Source organism: Mesorhizobium sp. P2_C5_2, from assembly GCF_056404535.1.
Genome location: NZ_JBFUDV010000005.1, coordinates 463,246 through 479,099, shown reverse-complemented (window position 1 = coordinate 479,099; position 15,854 = coordinate 463,246). Strand labels below are relative to the sequence as shown.

General features: G+C 63.6%; 15 protein-coding genes. 9 read left to right on the top strand and 6 right to left on the bottom strand.

Going from position 1 to position 15,854, the window contains the following annotated elements:
• Nucleotides 1-60 precede the first annotated feature (60 nt).
• Genes AC1D1B_RS20765 through AC1D1B_RS20755 form a run of 3 tightly spaced genes read left to right on the top strand, consistent with a single transcriptional unit; the run spans nt 61 to nt 1,054 of the window.
• A complete protein-coding gene (locus tag AC1D1B_RS20765) occupies nt 61-606 on the top strand; it encodes an SspB family protein (RefSeq protein WP_181055804.1) in 546 nt (181 codons plus the stop codon).
• A gap of 18 nt (nt 607-624) precedes the next feature.
• A complete protein-coding gene (locus tag AC1D1B_RS20760; protein ID WP_477334298.1) occupies nt 625-822 on the top strand; it encodes a DUF4169 family protein in 198 nt (65 codons plus the stop codon).
• A gap of 10 nt (nt 823-832) precedes the next feature.
• Nucleotides 833-1,054: a ribbon-helix-helix domain-containing protein gene (locus AC1D1B_RS20755; protein ID WP_477334297.1), complete on the top strand. Its 222-nt coding sequence runs from the start codon at nt 833-835 to the stop codon at nt 1,052-1,054.
• A gap of 7 nt (nt 1,055-1,061) precedes the next feature.
• Here AC1D1B_RS20755 and AC1D1B_RS20750 read toward each other — a convergent pair whose 3' ends face one another.
• The 4 genes from AC1D1B_RS20750 to AC1D1B_RS20735 all read right to left on the bottom strand — a co-directional run bounded on the left by AC1D1B_RS20750 (nt 1,062) and on the right by AC1D1B_RS20735 (nt 7,719).
• Nucleotides 1,062-5,027 carry an AsmA family protein gene (locus tag AC1D1B_RS20750; RefSeq protein WP_477334296.1) on the bottom strand — a complete coding sequence of 1,322 codons (3,966 nt, stop codon included), beginning with the start codon at nt 5,025-5,027 and terminating at the stop codon, nt 1,062-1,064.
• 130 nt (nt 5,028-5,157) lie between these two features.
• Nucleotides 5,158-5,679, bottom strand: a complete 522-nt coding sequence (locus AC1D1B_RS20745) for a hypothetical protein (RefSeq protein ID WP_477334295.1) — start codon at nt 5,677-5,679, stop codon at nt 5,158-5,160.
• 109 nt (nt 5,680-5,788) lie between these two features.
• The gene (locus AC1D1B_RS20740; RefSeq protein WP_477334294.1) at nt 5,789-6,289 is read right to left on the bottom strand and encodes an STM3941 family protein; all 501 of its coding nucleotides are present in this window, start codon (nt 6,287-6,289) and stop codon (nt 5,789-5,791) included.
• A gap of 20 nt (nt 6,290-6,309) precedes the next feature.
• Entirely contained in the window at nt 6,310-7,719 is a 1,410-nt protein-coding gene (locus AC1D1B_RS20735) for an FAD-binding oxidoreductase (RefSeq protein ID WP_477334293.1), read from the bottom strand.
• A 120-nt stretch (nt 7,720-7,839) separates the two neighbouring features.
• Between AC1D1B_RS20735 and AC1D1B_RS20730 the strand changes: the two genes are divergently transcribed.
• Together AC1D1B_RS20730 and AC1D1B_RS20725 are read left to right on the top strand one after the other, a co-directional pair.
• Nucleotides 7,840-8,325, top strand: a complete 486-nt coding sequence (locus AC1D1B_RS20730) for a thioesterase family protein (protein WP_181055797.1) — start codon at nt 7,840-7,842, stop codon at nt 8,323-8,325.
• A gap of 146 nt (nt 8,326-8,471) precedes the next feature.
• A complete protein-coding gene (locus tag AC1D1B_RS20725; RefSeq protein WP_013531006.1) occupies nt 8,472-8,669 on the top strand; it encodes a hypothetical protein in 198 nt (65 codons plus the stop codon).
• Nucleotides 8,670-8,716: 47 nt separating this feature from the next.
• On the opposite strand, the gene AC1D1B_RS20720 is transcribed toward AC1D1B_RS20725, so the two are convergent.
• Nucleotides 8,717-9,628, bottom strand: a complete 912-nt coding sequence (locus tag AC1D1B_RS20720) for a dienelactone hydrolase family protein (protein WP_477334292.1) — start codon at nt 9,626-9,628, stop codon at nt 8,717-8,719.
• Nucleotides 9,629-9,861: 233 nt separating this feature from the next.
• Between AC1D1B_RS20720 and AC1D1B_RS20715 the strand changes: the two genes are divergently transcribed.
• The 3 genes from AC1D1B_RS20715 to AC1D1B_RS20705 all read left to right on the top strand — a co-directional run bounded on the left by AC1D1B_RS20715 (nt 9,862) and on the right by AC1D1B_RS20705 (nt 13,014).
• Entirely contained in the window at nt 9,862-10,080 is a 219-nt protein-coding gene (locus AC1D1B_RS20715) for a hypothetical protein (RefSeq protein WP_477334291.1), read from the top strand.
• Between the two features lie 27 nt (nt 10,081-10,107).
• Nucleotides 10,108-10,539 (top strand): hypothetical protein, encoded by a 432-nt coding sequence (locus AC1D1B_RS20710; RefSeq protein WP_477334290.1) that lies wholly within the window; start codon nt 10,108-10,110, stop codon nt 10,537-10,539.
• A 393-nt stretch (nt 10,540-10,932) separates the two neighbouring features.
• Nucleotides 10,933-13,014: a putative bifunctional diguanylate cyclase/phosphodiesterase gene (locus AC1D1B_RS20705; protein WP_477334289.1), complete on the top strand. Its 2,082-nt coding sequence runs from the start codon at nt 10,933-10,935 to the stop codon at nt 13,012-13,014.
• A gap of 16 nt (nt 13,015-13,030) precedes the next feature.
• Here the strand turns inward: AC1D1B_RS20705 and AC1D1B_RS20700 are convergent, their stop codons facing one another.
• Nucleotides 13,031-15,346, bottom strand: coding sequence for a glucose/quinate/shikimate family membrane-bound PQQ-dependent dehydrogenase (locus AC1D1B_RS20700; RefSeq protein WP_477334288.1), 2,316 nt, complete (start codon nt 15,344-15,346; stop codon nt 13,031-13,033).
• Between the two features lie 198 nt (nt 15,347-15,544).
• Here AC1D1B_RS20700 and AC1D1B_RS20695 point away from each other — a divergent pair, with 198 nt between their 5' ends.
• Nucleotides 15,545-15,721, top strand: a complete 177-nt coding sequence (locus AC1D1B_RS20695) for a hypothetical protein (RefSeq protein WP_477334287.1) — start codon at nt 15,545-15,547, stop codon at nt 15,719-15,721.
• Nucleotides 15,722-15,854: the final 133 nt, after the last annotated feature.

The following is a 15,854-nucleotide window of genomic DNA, read 5'->3' as shown; positions in this document are numbered from 1 at the left end:
TACGCCGCCCTCAAGCTTGATTACAGCTATGCGGACGATTCAACGGAACCCGACCAGCACATGGCCGACGACCACATCCGCTACGACATTCTGGCCCAGGAGGCGTTGCGCGGCGTCATGCGCAAGGTCCTGGCCGAAGTCGCGCGCACCGGCCTTCCCGGCAATCATCATTTCTTCATCACCTTCCTGACCGGCGCCCCGGGCGTGCGCGTCTCGTCCAGGCTGCGCGAGCGCTATCCCGAACAGATGACCATCGTCATCCAGTTCCAGTATTGGGACCTCAAGGTGACTGACACCGGCTTCGAGGTCGGGCTGTCCTTCTCCGATGTGCCGGAGAAGCTCGAAATCCCGTTCTCGGCCGTGCGTGGCTTCTACGACCCGTCGGTCAATTTCGAACTCGAATTCGACGTCAAGACCGACATTCCCTCGGAAGACGAAACGCCGGCACAGCCGGCTCCCGAGCCCTTGGCCATCGTCTCCGAGAAAAAGCCGAAGGCCGAGAAGAAGGCCGCCGCGGCCGAAGCCGAGAAGAAGCCGGCCGTGGCCGATGCCGCCGCCGGCAAGGGCGCCGACGTCGTGTCGCTCGACGCCTTCCGCAAGAAGTAGCGGGACGGACAGCGCGACATGGGCGAAATCGTAAATCTTCGCCAGGTCCGTAAGCAAAAGGCGCGCACCGAAAAGGAAAAGCTCGCCGGCGAGAACCGCGCTCTGCACGGTCGCTCCAAAGCCGAAAAGGACCGCGACCGGCAAACGTCGGACAAAGCTGAAAAATTCGTCGCCGGCCATCGCCGCGAGCGCTCCGAAGATAAAGACAAGCCATGAGCGGTCTCCGGTGAGCCCGGTCGAAAAGCGCTCGGTGACGATCCGCGGCCACCACACCAGCTATTCGCTCGAAAAACCCTTTTACGACGATCTCGTCACCATTGCAGCGGCACGAAAGCTGACGCTCGCGGCCCTTGTCGCCGAAATCGACGAGACACGGCCCCGCGATGCCAATCTGTCCTCGGCGCTCCGGCTCTACGTGCTGGACTGGGCGAAGCGCCGCGCGGTCTGATCAGTTTTTAATTGCCCAGTGACTTCAGCAGATTGTCGACCGAGAACGGGTTTGCCTTGGGCTTCGGCGGCGCCGGGGCCGAACCGTCATTGACGCCGGGAAGCGAGCGGTCGACCTTCGGCGCTTGCTCCTGGGCCTTGCGTTCGGCGTCGAGCCTGGCCTTTTCCTGCGAAGCAATCCGCATCGCCTGTTCAGCCTTCTTGCGCTCGTCTTCGGCCTTGGCGGCATCTTCCGCAGCCTGCTGCTCGGCCTGCGCCTTCGCGTCCGCATCTGCCTTGGCCTTGGCGTCGGCTTCCGCCTGTGCTTTCGCATCGGCCTCGGCCTTTGCTTCGGCATCTGCTTTGGCCTTGGCATCCGCTTCGGCCTGCGCCTTCGCATCGGCCTCAGCTTTCGCCTTGGCGTCGGCCTCGGCTTTCAGCCGCGCCGCTTCCTCCTGCTTGCGCAATTCCTCGGCCGCGTTGTCGCGTTCGGTCTGCAGGGCGGCGTAGTAGCGCACTTCGCGCCGCAGCCGCTGCTTCTCGAGCAGTGCGGCCTGCATCGCTTCGACCCGCTGCTGCTCTTTTTCCAGTGCGCGCTGGGTCAGGAACTGCGCCAATGGCTCGCTGTCGAACTGCTTCTTCATCGCGCCGAACGGCCCGTCGACGCTGAAGTTGACGGAAGGATCCGACCCGACCAGCGCCTCGTCGCCGGGCTTGTAGCTGATTGCCCCCTTGGCGGCGACGGTGCTGGTGTTAAGATCCGCCGCAATGTCGGCGGACAGCGTCGCCATCTGGTTTTCGAGCTTGACGGGCGGCGCCCGCAGCGTGCCGCCAGCAACCGTGAAGGCGATGTCGGTGTCGCCGGCGGCAAAACTGCCGTCGCCAGCAATCTGCGGCGCAAAACCCGCGGTCTTGGCTGTGTCGATGTCGCGTCCGATCGCGTCGGCCTTGGCAATCAAGGCGCCAAAGGCATCAGGGTTGACGCCGGCAATGGTCAGCCCGTTCAGCGCCGCGGTGCCGGAGCCGGAGAGTGCGGCAATCATCGCGTCGACCGATTTGCCGCTGGTCGACAGTCCAGTCGAGAAATCGCCGCTGCCGCTCAAGCCGGCATTGGGCAGCACGGTCGCCAGATCGGCGCCGGCAAGTCTCATCTGACCCGAGAACAGCCCGGTGCCGTCGGTGTTCTTCAACTCGAACAGCCCGGCGAGCGAGCCGCCGAGCAGCTTAGCCTTCAGGTCCGAAACGCGGATGCCTTCCTCGTCGAGTTTCAGCGATAGCGTCGCGTCATAGGCCGTTGCCATTGGCCCGGCGGCAAGGGTGGCCGTCGTCAAATCGAGGTCGGCGCTGAACGGCAGGCTGGATTTCTGGCTGAATGGCTCCGTCGGCCAGCTCCCATCGCTGGTAAGGAACGACTGGTCGCCGAACAGCGCCACCGCTATCGGATCGAGATCGAGCTCGTCCAGCACCAGCGCACCCGAGAGATGCGGCAGGCCCTGCTTCGCATCGATGTTGACGTCGCCCGACACCGCCGCTTCGTTGATGGATCCGCTGAGGCCGCTTAGCACCAGCAGGCCATTGCCGAAATCGGCATCCGCGCTGAGCGAGGTCGAGGTGCCCGTCCCCATGCCCGGCAGGCCGACGCCGGTCGTCATCAGCCAAGGCTCGATGTCGGAGGCGTCGAGGCCGATCTTGCCTTTGACGGTGGCGCCTTGCGGCGTGTCCGCAACCGTGCCGTCGAACGTCGCCTTGAAATCATCGGCAGCGAGGTTGAAGCTTGTCGCCAGGCCGCCGCCAAGCGTGCCTTTAGCCGAAATATCGGTGCTTGCCTGACCCAGCATGCCGAGCGGCAGCGCCGGCAAACCGTAGAGCGCCAGCAGCGCCGTGGCGTCGGGGTTTTTGGCGTTGAAGGTCAGCGTCACCGGCGCCTCGAGCAGCTGGCCGACGGCCCCTTTGCCCGACAGCGACGCCGAAAAGGACGAGCCGCCGGCCTTGCCCTGCCCGCTCACCGCCAGCCCTGTCGTGCCGTCGCCATTATCGGCGGCACTTGCCACCAGATCGACACGGGCGTCCTGGAACAGTTCGGGATAGGCAGCAGTGCGGCTTGCCAGCCCCTTCAGCAAATCACTGTCGGGATAGTGTTGCGCGGCAATGTCGATCAGCGGCTTCAGATCGACGGCGACCACCGAGGCGTCGAGCTTGCCGGTCGGGCTTGCCGGGAAATCCTTGATCCGGCCGGTGGCGCTGATCGAGGCGCCAGCAAGGCCGCCAATCGACAGCCGGTCGATTTCGAGCAGGCCATCGCGCAGCCTGAGCGCGGTATCGACCGTGTCGGCGGTCAGCCCACCGGCGCTGACAGGCCCGGCCTTAATCTGGAAATCGAGGTCGCGGTCGGAAAAGCGGTTGGCGCCCTTGTCGCTGACGAAGATCGAGGCGAAGGCCGTCAGCCCGTCGACATCGAGCTCGCCGCCCGTGAGCCGCATCAACACCGACGGCCTGGCGTCGTCGGGCTGGCTGGAATCGATGCGGCCGGAAAACTTTGCCTTGCCGAGGATCAGTTCGAGATCGCTGAACGCCTGGCGCTTTTCCGAGAGATCGACCTTGGCCTTGAAGCCGGCGGCAGGCAGGCGGCGGATCGCCTCGTCGACATCTTTCGACAGCCATGCGGCAAAACCGGAAGGTTGCGCCACCGCTAAAAGCAGCGAGCCGCTGAAACCGAAATGATCCTCGACGCTGAGCATGCCGCTGGCTTCCAGCGTGGTGCGCCCGGGCAAGGTCGCGGCCATCGACTTCACCGACCAGCCGCCCTCGACCGGCTCGGCCGAGAGATGCACGTCGCGCACGGTGGTGTCGCCGGCTACGACCGCCGGCAGCTTGACCTCGACGATGCCGGGTATGGTCGGCTTCGGCAGGTCGAGAAGCGCCTGCTCAATTCCGGCAATGCGCTGATCCAGTGTCAGGCCGGCGCCCTTCTCCGCACCCACCGCCTCGTCTAGTTGCACCTGCGCGCCATTGGCTTCGATGGCGAAGCTCGGCTTCAGGCCGAGATCGACCGAAGCCTTGCCGTCGGCGGTGTAGGGATTGTCGAGCGGCCCGGTCTCGAAGCGGAATTCGTCGACACCGAGCTTCTGATGGTCGAGCGAGAACTTGCCGTTCAGCCGAAACCCGGGATCGGGCTTGCCGGCGCTGACCTTGCTCGTATTGACCTCAACAACCTCGCCATCGGTGCCGCGCAGCGCGACCGAACCTTTGTCGTTCTTGTCATTTCCGGAAATCTTGAACTGGCCGGAGTAGACGGCAGCCCCGTTGACGATGCCGGCATTGCCGTCGGTCTCGACGACCAGCGGATAGGCATCGGGATCGACCTTGAGCCGGAGCCGCATCTGGCCATTGCCCTCGGCCTTGCCGGTCGAGGCGGCAACGGTCGAGCGCAGGCCATCGAGCCGCAACGTGCCGTCCATGCGCCACGGGCCAGCCAGCGACTTGGCCGAGATGGTCGAATTGATCTCTGAAATCAGATGGCTGCGCCCGCCCGCAGCGTGGCGGAGCGCAATCTCGCCGTCCGTCACCGTCAGCTTCTCTATCGAGATTTGGTTGACATCGAAAGGCGAGGACGGCCGCATCGCCCAGTCGACAGTGCCGTCATCGGCGATGTCGATCGTCGCCTTCGGATGCACCAGCCGCATGTCGAAGATCAGCACTTCGCCGCGCAGGAACGGCGCCAGCTCCGCATCCATCGAAAACGTCTCGACGGTCATTGCCGGCTGGCCAGCTGGACCACCGGCGACGGTGACATTGGAGAAGGTGACCGACGGGAACGGCAACAGCCTTGCCGTCGCATCGCCCTGCACCGTCACCTTGCGGCCGAGAATGGCGCTCGCCTCGCGCTCAAACTCGGCGCGGTAGCCCGTCCAGTCGATAAAATACGGCACTACCAGCGCCGCAAGCAGCACCAGCACGAACAAGCCACCGAAGATCACGAACAGGCGTGCGAGCATCAGCTCCGAACGGGTTGATTGAAAGTCAGCCGCACTCTACCCGCATCAGCGTGTCGATAAAGAGGCAATTTCCTTGGCGCTGCACGCCTTAGGCTGCAATCTTCATCCAGACCGTCCACACCAAAGAAGCTCAGCGCGCGTCGCGCTTTGCCTGCGCCACCTTGGCCGCTTGCCGCTGCCGGCCGCGCTCCGCCGGCCGAACCAGATCCGGGGGCCGCTGATTGGCCACCGACCGCATGCCCTTGTGGGCGGTGCGCGCGTTGAAATCCGGCCCGTTCGCCGCGGCGTCCTGCTTCCTGGCCAGTGCGTTGCGGGCATTCGTGACCAACGAGACCCGCGCTGCCAGTTGGCGGCGGCGTTCGGCCTCGCCGTTCAGTCGCCGCATGGCCATCGCCAGAACCTCGAGCTTGAGCCGTGAGCCTCCATCGGCTTTCGAAGCCGCCGCCCCTTTCGGAGCGCCTTTGCCGCGTATCTCGCGGCGGCGCCGATGTGCCTCGGTCTGTGCCTTGTTGCGCCGATCCCGCAGCAGCTTGACCAGATTGCCAAGTTCGCTGTCGGCAAGTTCCTGAACCGCCGGGTGATGCGACTTCTCGACCAGACCCTGTTCATCGGCGCTCAGCGCCCGCGCCTCTTCCTTGCGTGACATCGCCATGGCATCGTTCCTCCCTTTGGTGAAGCCCGTCGCTTCCCGACCTTCCCGGGCCGAAGTCTGCGTCCAAACGGCGGCCCGATCAAGGCGTGGGATGGCCGACGCTCTTTCGTTATCCCGCCATGGCCCTTCGGCGATATTCGTTCAGCAGCACCACCATCTCCTCGGGCGACAATGTCCAGCCCTGGGGTAATGCGGCTTCGGCGCCTAGGCTTTTGGTGACGCTGCGCATGACGGAGCTTTTCTTGACCCCCGGTGCGAAATTGTACCCGATCATATCGCCGATTCTGCACCGACGATGGACGACATGGAAGCCTTCGATATCCTTCCAGGGGACCAGCTTCGGCGATCGAACAAGACCGCCGCCGAGACTGAAACCTTGTTCGTTCAGCACCAGAATCTGCGGGCGCACAAGCTGCCAGGCAAACACCAACACGCCCAGCCCGAAAAAGGCCATGCACCACCAAAGGCCGGCGGTGTCGCCGTCCTTGGAGACATGGATCACGAAAGCGCAGCTCAGGACAAAGAAGAGGCTGGCCGACAGCAACAACAGTGTCTTGCCGCGCGATGCGCTTATAACCAGGGGCTCAATAGTCTCAGTCCCGTATCGCATTGCCGCTCCTCACATTTCGGCTACGCAGGTAATATCTTGCCCGGGTTCATGATGTCTTGCGGGTCGAGCGCTTTTTTGATGGAACGCATGATGTCGACGCCATGGCCGAGTTCATGGCGCAGGAAGCCGATCTTGCCCTGGCCGATGCCGTGTTCGCCGGTACAGGTGCCGTCCATGGCGATCGCCCGCATGTTGAGCCGCGAGACGAATTTCTCCGCCAGTGCGATCTCCTTGGGGTCGTTGACATCCATCAGCACCAGCACGTGGAAATTGCCGTCGCCGGCATGGCCCACGATCGGCGCCACCAGGCCCATCTCGGCAATGTCGGCCTCGGTTTCGGCAACGCATTCGGCGAGCCGTGAGATCGGCACGCAGACATCGGTCGACAGGCCCTTGGTGCCGGGCCGCAGCGTCAGTGACGCCCAATAGGCGTCATGCCGCGCCTTCCACAGCTTCGTCCGCTCCTCGGCGACGCTGGTCCACAGGAATGGTCCGCCGCCATTGTCCTCGGCGATCACACCGAAGGTTTCGGCCTGCTCGGCAACGCCGGCATCGCTGCCATGGAACTCGACGAACAGGCACGGGCTCTCTGGATAGTCGAGCTTCGAATAGTTCTTCATCGCCCGCATCTGCAGCGCGTTGACCAGTTCGATGCGCGCCACCGGAATTCCCATCTGGATGGTCGCAATGACAGCGTTGCAGGCCGCCTCGAGGCTCGGAAACGGGCAGACGCCGCCGGAGATCGCCTGCGGAATGCCTTGTAGCTTCAAAGTCAGCGACGTGATGATGCCGAGCGTGCCTTCCGAGCCGACCAGAAGCCGCGTCAGGTCGTAACCGGCCGAGCTCTTCTTGGCGCGCTTGCCGGTCGTCACCGTCTCGCCATCGGCCATGACGGCCGTCAACGACAGCACGTTCTCGCGCATCGTGCCGTAACGCACCGCATTGGTGCCCGACGCCCTGGTTGCCGCCATGCCGCCCAGTGAAGCATTGGCGCCAGGGTCGATCGGGAAGAACAGGCCGGTGTCGCGCAAATGCCGGTTGAGGTCCTCCCGCGTCACACCAGGCTCGACCGTGCAGTCGAGATCCTCAGGGTTGACCGCAAGAATCCGGTTCATGCGTGAGGTATCGACCGAGATGCCGCCGCCAGGCGCGTTGGTGTGGCCCTCCAGCGAGGAGCCGACGCCGAAGGCGATGACAGGCACGCGGTGCGTGGCGCAGGCGCGTACGATCTCCTGCACCTCGACCGTCGTCTCCGGGAAGGCGACACCATCGGGCGCCTGCGTCGGAATATAGGTCGTGGTGTGCGCATGCTGCGAGCGGATCGCCTCGCCGGTCTGGAAGCGCTCGCCGAGCTGTTGCTTGAGGATACCGAGCACGGCGGTGATGCCCTCCTCGTTGCGTTCGACCGGATTGAGGTCGCTCAGAGCCATGAATTCCTCCGCGAATGGACCAGCGTCCATGCTTGTTATGCGATTATGGATGCGTAGTCTTGCCGGCCACGCCCTGTCCAGCACCAGAACTTTGTCCAGCACCAGAACAAGGAAGTTTCCATGCCCATCCCCGCCCCCTTCGTTTCCAAACCGATGGACATCGAGAAGGACTGGATCGACTATAACGGCCACCTCAACATGGCCTACTACAACGTGCTGTTCGACCGCTGTTCGGACGAAGCTTTCGAGGCGATGGGTATGGGGCTGGACTATGTCAAAGAGCGGCGCCTGACCATCTACACGGCCGAGGTCCATGTCTGCTACGTCCAGGAGCTGCATCTCGAACACAAGGTCGTCGTCTCGTTCCAGCTGATCGATCACGACGACAAGCGGCTCAGGGCCTACCAGGAAATCCGCCATGTCGACGGCTGGCTCGCCGCCACCTCGGAAACCTTGTCGCTGCATGTCGACATGTCCGGGCCGAAAGTCGCGCCCTTCCCCGCCGACGTGCAAGCCAAGGTGGAAGCCATGCGCGCCGCCCACTCTGCACTGCCGATGCCCGAACGCGCCGGCCGTTCGATCGGTATTCGCCGCAAGACCGCTTGAAGCCCTCCGGCGCCCGCGTTAACCTTACCAAGGTTTTAACGTGAACAAGCCATTTGAGCCATTGAACGACTCAGCAGACCGTTTGAGAACGGGGTTGATCCGAGTTGCGATGCAGGCGGCGGGCACAGGCGGTTCGAGGAACGTGCATGAAAACCGACATCAAGGTCGAAGTGGACAGGCTGGCTGCCGATCCGCGTATCACCGACTATGATTTCTGGCGCTCGTTGAAGAACGTCAACAACGAGATCTTCCACATCGCCAACAACAACGAGCCTATCCCCTTCGACATGATCCGCTGGCGCGCCATCCTGAAGCAGGCGCGCATGAAACGCGGCCACGCCTGACGTCGGCCTGCACCGCCCTCATTGCCCGCCGGGCGTTGACTGGTCGACTAAGCCAGCTTCTCCTTCAGGAAAGCGATCGTCCGGCCCCAGGCGAGATCGGCGGCCTTCTTGTCGTAGCGCGCGGCTGATGTGTCGTTGTTGAAGGCGTGATTGACGCCGTCATAGACATAGACCGTGTATTCGACATGGGCGGCGTCGAGCGCTTTTTTGTAGGCATCGATGCCGGCGTCGATGCGCTCGTCGAGCCCGGCATAATGCAACAGCAGCGCCGCCTTGATCTTCGCCGCATCCTCGGCCTTCGGCTGCATGCCGTAATAGGCAACGCCGGCCGCGAGATCGGGGGCGTTGACGGCCAGCGTGTTGACCGTGCCGCCGCCCCAGCAGAAGCCGACCGCGCCGACCTTGCCATTGCCGTCCTTCTCGCCCTTGAGATAGGCGATGGTCGCCAGGCCATCGGCGGTGACCTGGCTGGCATCGAGCTTGGTGAACATGTCGCGCGCCTTGTCTTCGTCAGCGGGCGTGCCGCCGAGTGGCGACAGGAAATCCGGCGCCAGCGCCACGAACCCTTCCAGCGCCACGCGCCGTGCGATGTCCCTGATGTGCGGGTTGAGGCCCCTGTTCTCGTGCACCACGATGACGGTGCCGAGCTTGCCGGACTGATCCGCAGGCTTCGCCAGATAGCCCTTCATCTCGCCGCTGCTGCCGGGATAGGTGATATCCTGCGCTTTCACGCGTGGATCGTTGTCGGCAACGATTGCCGCCTGCGCCGAATTGGCCGCCAGCAGCGGTACGATCGCGGCAGCGGCAGCGCCCGAACCGGCAAGCCTGGTCAGCTGCTCCATGAAGCGGCGGCGGTCGAGCGTCAGATGCGTGTATTCGTCATAGGCGTCGATCATCGCCTGGGTGATGGCAGGAGTCATGATGGCAGGTTTGGCGGCTTCGGCGGTGGGTTTCGTCATGACGTGCTCCTCACTAGGAGATGACCTTTGCAGGTCACTCCGAGATAACCTCACGGTCACTCCGGGATGACCTTGCGGTCACTCCGGGATGACCTTGCGGGTCAAGATAGGGTGCAGGCTCGCACGGTCCAGTCACGGATCAGTGACGCTACCGTCGTCAGGCCGTGCAGTTGGCACAACTCAGCTGCAATAACCGCGCGGCCATCACATTTTGGTCATTTCAGAGAATGTTGATGGTGCCGCCACAATATGAGGTGAAGCTGACTGTGGGTTCGCCTGTCGCGGCGAGCCTGACGAAAAGGAACAACGCCATGACCTTGTCCACTCCGATCCTTGTAAGCGCACTCGTCCTTGCGGGCGCGGCCTTGCTGGCCTTGCGCACGGCCGCATCGGAAGCCGCCAAGCGGATGGTGAAGGTCCGGGTCGACCGGCGCGGTTCCAAGACCCGATAACCGAGCGCAGGACCGAGGGGAAATACCATGGACGCCCGGAGCATCGTGAACACCGTCGCTGAGAAAGCCGGCCTCGATCAGGCCGTAACGGAAAAGGTCGTCGGCACCATCTTCTCGGTTCTCGAGCATGAAGCCGAAGGCACCGCTGCCTCGTCATTCTTCGCCAAGATACCGGGCGCCGATGCGCTGGCGCAGAAATATGATGTCATGGCGGCAGCGCCGGCTGGTGGCGGTGGATTCCTGTCGTCGCTGCAGGGTGCTCTTGGCGGCGTGCTCGGCGAAAAGACAGGCGCGCTGATCAACGGCGTTGCAGCGCTTAAAGCATCCGGGCTCGACATGGCGCAGATCCAGAAGGCCGGCGCAACGCTGATCCAGCAGGCAGAAGCCGCCGCAGGGCCGGAGCTGACCAACGAAGTGCTGGGCTCGGTGCCCAGCCTTAAAGGCCATCTCGGGCTCTGATCGCGCCTTCCCTCTACAGACATGATCCAGCGCAGTGTGGCGCTTTTTGACCGATCGGTCGGTGTCAAGGCTGCCCGGCCGATACAGTCCTGCGGGCGCCTCGAAGCATCAGAAATATCGATATTATTGTGCTTTCGAAATTATTCTACACTTTCTGGAAACCATGCATCGAGACGCGCAAGCGCCGGCGAATGCAATTAACCACCTATTAGAAGTTGAACCCCAGGGTTGGGTTTATCGGCAACCGCGTTTTGGGGGCGGCTGCCTTCTCGCCTTTGTCAACCCCCCCGCTCGAACTGGGCATGTCAGCCGTTCACGGATGGCACCGGGCGGCGGATTGATCGAGGCGGAAGGCGCGGCACCTCCGCCAAAAGCGAAGAAGGCGTCACGATCATGATGCGCGTCATCTCCTGTGTGACAATGGAGCACAACCTTTGGCTGGTGCTTGTCGCGGCGCTGGTCTGCAGCGCCGGCTCATGGGCGACGATCAGGCTTTTCCTGCGTGCCAACGAAGCCTCCGGCCTGCAACAGATAGGCTGGCATTTCCTGACCTCGGTCTGTGCGGGATCTTCGATCTGGTGCACGCATTTCGTCGCCATGCTGGCCTACGATCCAGGTGCGCCCGTCGCCTTCGATCCGGTGTTGACGATCGCCTCGCTGTTCATCGCCATGGCGGGCACCGCCGCCGGCTTCATCGCCGCAACGGCCCGTGCTCCAGGCATTGCCCCCTCCGTCGGCGGCATCATCGTCGGGCTGGCCATCTCCGGCATGCACTACACCGGCATGGCCGCCTACCATGTCGACGGCCTGGTCGAATGGGACATGACCTATCTCGTCGTCTCGATCGTGCTGTCGGCGGTCTTTGCCTGCCTGGCGATCAACGTCGCATTGAACGAGCGCTTATCCGGCCACAAATACTGGGCCGCGACGATCCTGGTGATGGCCATCGTCAGCCTGCATTTCACCGCCATGGCGGCGGTCAAAGTGACACCGCTGGCCCTGCGCGGCGACTACACCGATCCTGCTGCCTTGCGGGCCATGGCGCTTGGCGTTGCCGTGGCCGGATTGATCATTATCGGCACCGGTCTCGCCAGCTATCTGATCGATGATCGCACGCGCTCCGACGCCTTTCGGCGCCTGCACCATCTGGCGATGAACGATGCGCTCACCGGCCTGCCGAACCGGGCCAACTTCAACGACTATCTCGACCGCGAGATCGACCGCGCAAAGGAGCTCGGTTGCAAGGTGGCGATCGTCGGCATCGATCTCGACCGTTTCAAGGAAATCAACGACCTCTGGGGCCACGGCGCCGGCGACGTGGCCCTGAAGACCCTGGCGGAACGCATGAGTGCGTTGCTGCAGGAGGGCGAATTCGTGGCGCGTCTGGGCGGCGATGAGTTTGCCGGCATCAAACGCATGAAAGGCCAGTCGGACCTCGTGGACTTCGTGTCGCGGCTGGAGGCAGCGCTGTCTGCTCCGCTCAGGATCGCCGACTTCGAAACCGCAACCGGTGCCAGCCTCGGGGTCGCGATCTATCCCAATGACGCGCTCAACAGGGAAGCGCTCGTCAACAATGCCGACCTGGCAATGTATCGCGCCAAGGCCAACGTGACGCGGACCGTCTGTTTTTACGAACAGGCCATGGACGAGGCCGTCCGTGCCAACCGCACGCTGGCCAACGATCTGCGCGACGCGGTGGAAAACGGACAACTCGATCTGCACTATCAGGTGCAAACCTCGGTCCTGACCGGTGACGTCAGAGGCTATGAGGCGCTGCTGCGCTGGAAGCACCCGACACGCGGCAATATTCCGCCGCTCGAATTCATTCCGCTGGCCGAGGAAAACGGTCTCATTTTGCCGGTCGGCGAATGGGTTCTGCGCACCGCATGCAGGGAGGCTGCCTCGTGGGAGCATCCATACAAGGTGGCGGTCAATCTCTCCCCGGTCCAGTTCGCGCATGCGGACCTGCCGAAACTCATTCATGAAATCCTGATCGAGACGGGGCTGCGGCCAAGCCGGTTGGAACTGGAAATCACCGAATCCACCATCATCGCCGACAAGAACCGCACCCTGAACATATTGCGGCGGATCAAGGCGCTGGGCGTCACCATTGCCATCGACGATTTCGGCACCGGCTATTCATCCCTGGAAACACTGCGCGCCTTTCCGTTCGACAAGATCAAGCTCGATCGGTCGTTCATGTCAGAGGTCGAGACGAGTCCACAGGCCAAGGCCATCATCCGCGCGGTACTGGCACTTGGCCAGAGCCTCGACATCCCGGTTCTGGCCGAAGGCGTCGAGACGCATAACCAGTTGTCGATCCTGCGCGCCGAAGGCTGCAACGAAGCGCAAGGTTTTCTTCTCGGCCGGCCGGCGCCTTTCTGCGAACTTTTCGCGCTGGCGCATGGCGACCATGCCGCCTTTGCGATCAGGATGGTGCCTGTCGAACTGTCGCCTGGTCAGGCCGTCGCCTGACGTCCTGCGCCCACAATTACTTCGGCAGCGTATACGCCATCACATAGTCGCCCGGCTTGGTGCCGACCGAGCCGTGGCCGCCGGCGACGATGACCACGAACTGGCGGCCATCGGCGACCGTGTAGGTCATCGGTGTCGACTGCCCGCCGGCCGGCAGCCTCGCCTGCCAGAGCTGCTTGCCTGACGTCACGTCATAGGCGCGGATATAGTCGTCCACCGCCGCGCCCAGGAAGGCGACGCCGCCAGCGGTGATCATCGGCCCGCCAATGCCGGGCACGCCGACTTTCAGCGGCAAGGGCAACGGCGTCATGTCGTAGATGGTGCCGTTGCGGTGCTTGTAGGCAATCTTGCCGGTCCGCAGATCCGCTCCCGCGACATAGCCCCATGGCGGCGCCTGGCAAGGGATGCCGAGCGGCGACAGGAACGGTCCCATCACCACCGCGTAAGGCGCGCCCTCATTGCGGTTCAACCCCTGCTCGCTGCCCTTGGTGTTGTCGCCCGGCGGCGGCACGTCCGCGCGTGGCACAAGCTTGGAGGTGAAGGCGAGATAGGTCGGCATGCCGAACATCACCTGGCGAACCGGATCGACGGCGACGCCGCCCCAGTTGAAGACGCCGAAATTGCCGGGATAGATCAGCGAACCCTGCACCGAAGGCGGGGTGTAGCGGCCTTCATAGCGCAGCTTCTTCAGTTCGATGCGACAGGCCAGCTGGTCGAACATGGTGATGCCCCACATGTCGGCGCCGGTCAGCGGCTTCGGATTGAAGGACAGATCCGATTCCGGCTGCGTCGGCGAAGTGTGGTCGCCTTCGATGGCGCCGCCAGGTGCTGGCACTTCCTTGACCGGAATGATCGGTTCGCCGCTGCGCCGGTCGAGCACATAGAGGTCGCCCTGCTTGGTCGGCCCGACCAGTCCCGGCACAACGCCGGCAGCGGTGGTGATGTCGACCAGCGTCGGCTGCGCCGGCACGTCCATGTCCCAGAGGTCGTGATGCACGGTCTGCCGCACCCAGCGCAATTGCCCGGTGGCAAGATCGAGCGCGGTGATCGACGAGGAAAACTTCTCGACATTGGCGCTGCGCCCGGCGCCGAGCTGGTCCGGCGTCTGGTTGCCGAGCGGCACATAGAGCAGGCCGAGCTTCTCGTCGGCGCTCGACGTCGACCACATGTTGGGCGAGTTGGCGGTGTAGGTCTGGCCTGCCGGCAAGGGCGTCGTCTGGTCCGGATTGCCGGAATCCCAGTTCCACACCAGGGCGCCGGTGTCGACATCGAAGGCGCGGATGACGCCGGACGGCTCCTGCGTCGAATAATTGTCGTTGACCGCGCCGCCGACGATGATTTTGCCGCCGACGATCAGCGGCGCCGAGGTCGAATAATAGTAGCCCGACTTCGGGTATGGCATGTTGGTCAGCAGGTTGAGCGTGCCGGCTTCGGCGAAGGACGGGCAGACCTGGCCGTTGGCGGCATCAAGCGCGATCAGGCGCGCATCCGAGGTCGGCAGATAGACCCGCGTCGCACAGGGCTGGCTCGCCGCAATCTTGGCATCGGCATAATAGGATACGCCGCGGCAAGTCTGGTGTTGGCGGTCCTTGTCGAGCTTGACCTTGGGATCAAAGCGCCACTTCTCCTTGCCGGTCGCGGCATCGATGGCGATGGCGAAATTATGCGGCGTGCAGATGTAGAGCGCATCGCCGATCTTTAGTGGCGTCACCTGGTAGGTGGTCTCGCCGATGTCGTCCGGACCCTTGACGTCGCCGGTCTGGTAGGTCCAGGCCGGCTGCAATTTGGCGACGTTGTCAGGCGTGATCTGATCGAGCGGCGAATAGCGCTGGCCATAGGGCGTGCGGCCATAGAAGTGCCATTCGCCGGGAGGCACATTGCCGCCGAGATCGGCCGTCGGCGTCACCTTGTCGGCGCTGAGGTCGCCGGCAATGTCCTTGGGATCGGCGGTCATCGAATAGCCGGCGACCGCGAGCGATGCGAGCACCGCCAGAATGAGCGGCGCGCGCGCATCGGGGCCGGTCAGTCCTCGCCTTGCCCATGGCGTCAGCAGCCACAGCGCCAGAAGCACGATGACGCCGCCGCGCGGGCCCAGTTCCCACCAGTCGAAGCCGATTTCCCACACCGCCCAGGCCAGCGTGCCGATCACGATCGCCGCGTAAAGCCACAGCGCCGTCGACTTGCGCCGGAAGAGCAGCCAGGCGGTGATCAGGAAGGCGAGACCGGTGATGACATAGTACCAGCTGCCGCCCAGCATCACGAGCCGGATGCCGCCGCCGCCAAGTGCCAGGCCGATGAGGAACAGGATGAGGGAGGTGAGGACGACAGCCAAGACGATACTCCTTCGACTGATGCGCGTTCCGCGACGCGGCCATGGGCAGCCGGCATCCCGTCCCTGCCCCCGAAGGTACAACTTTCTCCCGCCCGCCGTGCCTGTCAAGCAAGGCTGACCGCACAGGTTGAGAACAAACCTTGCTTTTGCCCTCTCGCGTCAGCTTAGCGCTGCAGCACATCCATGAGATTTTGACCGGTGGCACGCTGGACATGCGCAACGACCATCTCGGTCGGCACCTGGGCGATCGGCCTCTATGTCTGCACCCTGCATTTTCCAGCACTCGACCTCATCCACCATGATCCATGCGCGGCGCGAGATGCCTTCCATGTCGCCGACAAGATCGGCGAGCGGATGCGGGCTGCAGCCAAGTAGGCCGGCCGAGAGGTTTTGCACAGGCCACCGGGCGCCGGGGCGATAATATTCGCACGGCGCCCGGGAATCTGGCTTCCAAACCGGAACAAAACGTAGACACTTCTGGTCTTTCGCCGCCGAATCACTACATTCG

Coding starts and splice junctions, on each gene's coding strand:
- AC1D1B_RS20765 (WP_181055804.1), top strand. CDS start 61: ATGGCCGACGACCACATCCGCTACGACATTCTGGCCCAGGAGGCGTTG.
- AC1D1B_RS20760 (WP_477334298.1), top strand. CDS start 625: ATGGGCGAAATCGTAAATCTTCGCCAGGTCCGTAAGCAAAAGGCGCGC.
- AC1D1B_RS20750 (WP_477334296.1), bottom strand. CDS start 5,027: ATGCTCGCACGCCTGTTCGTGATCTTCGGTGGCTTGTTCGTGCTGGTG.
- AC1D1B_RS20745 (WP_477334295.1), bottom strand. CDS start 5,679: ATGGCGATGTCACGCAAGGAAGAGGCGCGGGCGCTGAGCGCCGATGAA.
- AC1D1B_RS20740 (WP_477334294.1), bottom strand. CDS start 6,289: ATGCGATACGGGACTGAGACTATTGAGCCCCTGGTTATAAGCGCATCG.
- AC1D1B_RS20735 (WP_477334293.1), bottom strand. CDS start 7,719: ATGGCTCTGAGCGACCTCAATCCGGTCGAACGCAACGAGGAGGGCATC.
- AC1D1B_RS20730 (WP_181055797.1), top strand. CDS start 7,840: ATGCCCATCCCCGCCCCCTTCGTTTCCAAACCGATGGACATCGAGAAG.
- AC1D1B_RS20725 (WP_013531006.1), top strand. CDS start 8,472: ATGAAAACCGACATCAAGGTCGAAGTGGACAGGCTGGCTGCCGATCCG.
- AC1D1B_RS20720 (WP_477334292.1), bottom strand. CDS start 9,628: ATGACGAAACCCACCGCCGAAGCCGCCAAACCTGCCATCATGACTCCT.
- AC1D1B_RS20715 (WP_477334291.1), top strand. CDS start 9,862: ATGGTGCCGCCACAATATGAGGTGAAGCTGACTGTGGGTTCGCCTGTC.
- AC1D1B_RS20710 (WP_477334290.1), top strand. CDS start 10,108: ATGGACGCCCGGAGCATCGTGAACACCGTCGCTGAGAAAGCCGGCCTC.
- AC1D1B_RS20705 (WP_477334289.1), top strand. CDS start 10,933: ATGATGCGCGTCATCTCCTGTGTGACAATGGAGCACAACCTTTGGCTG.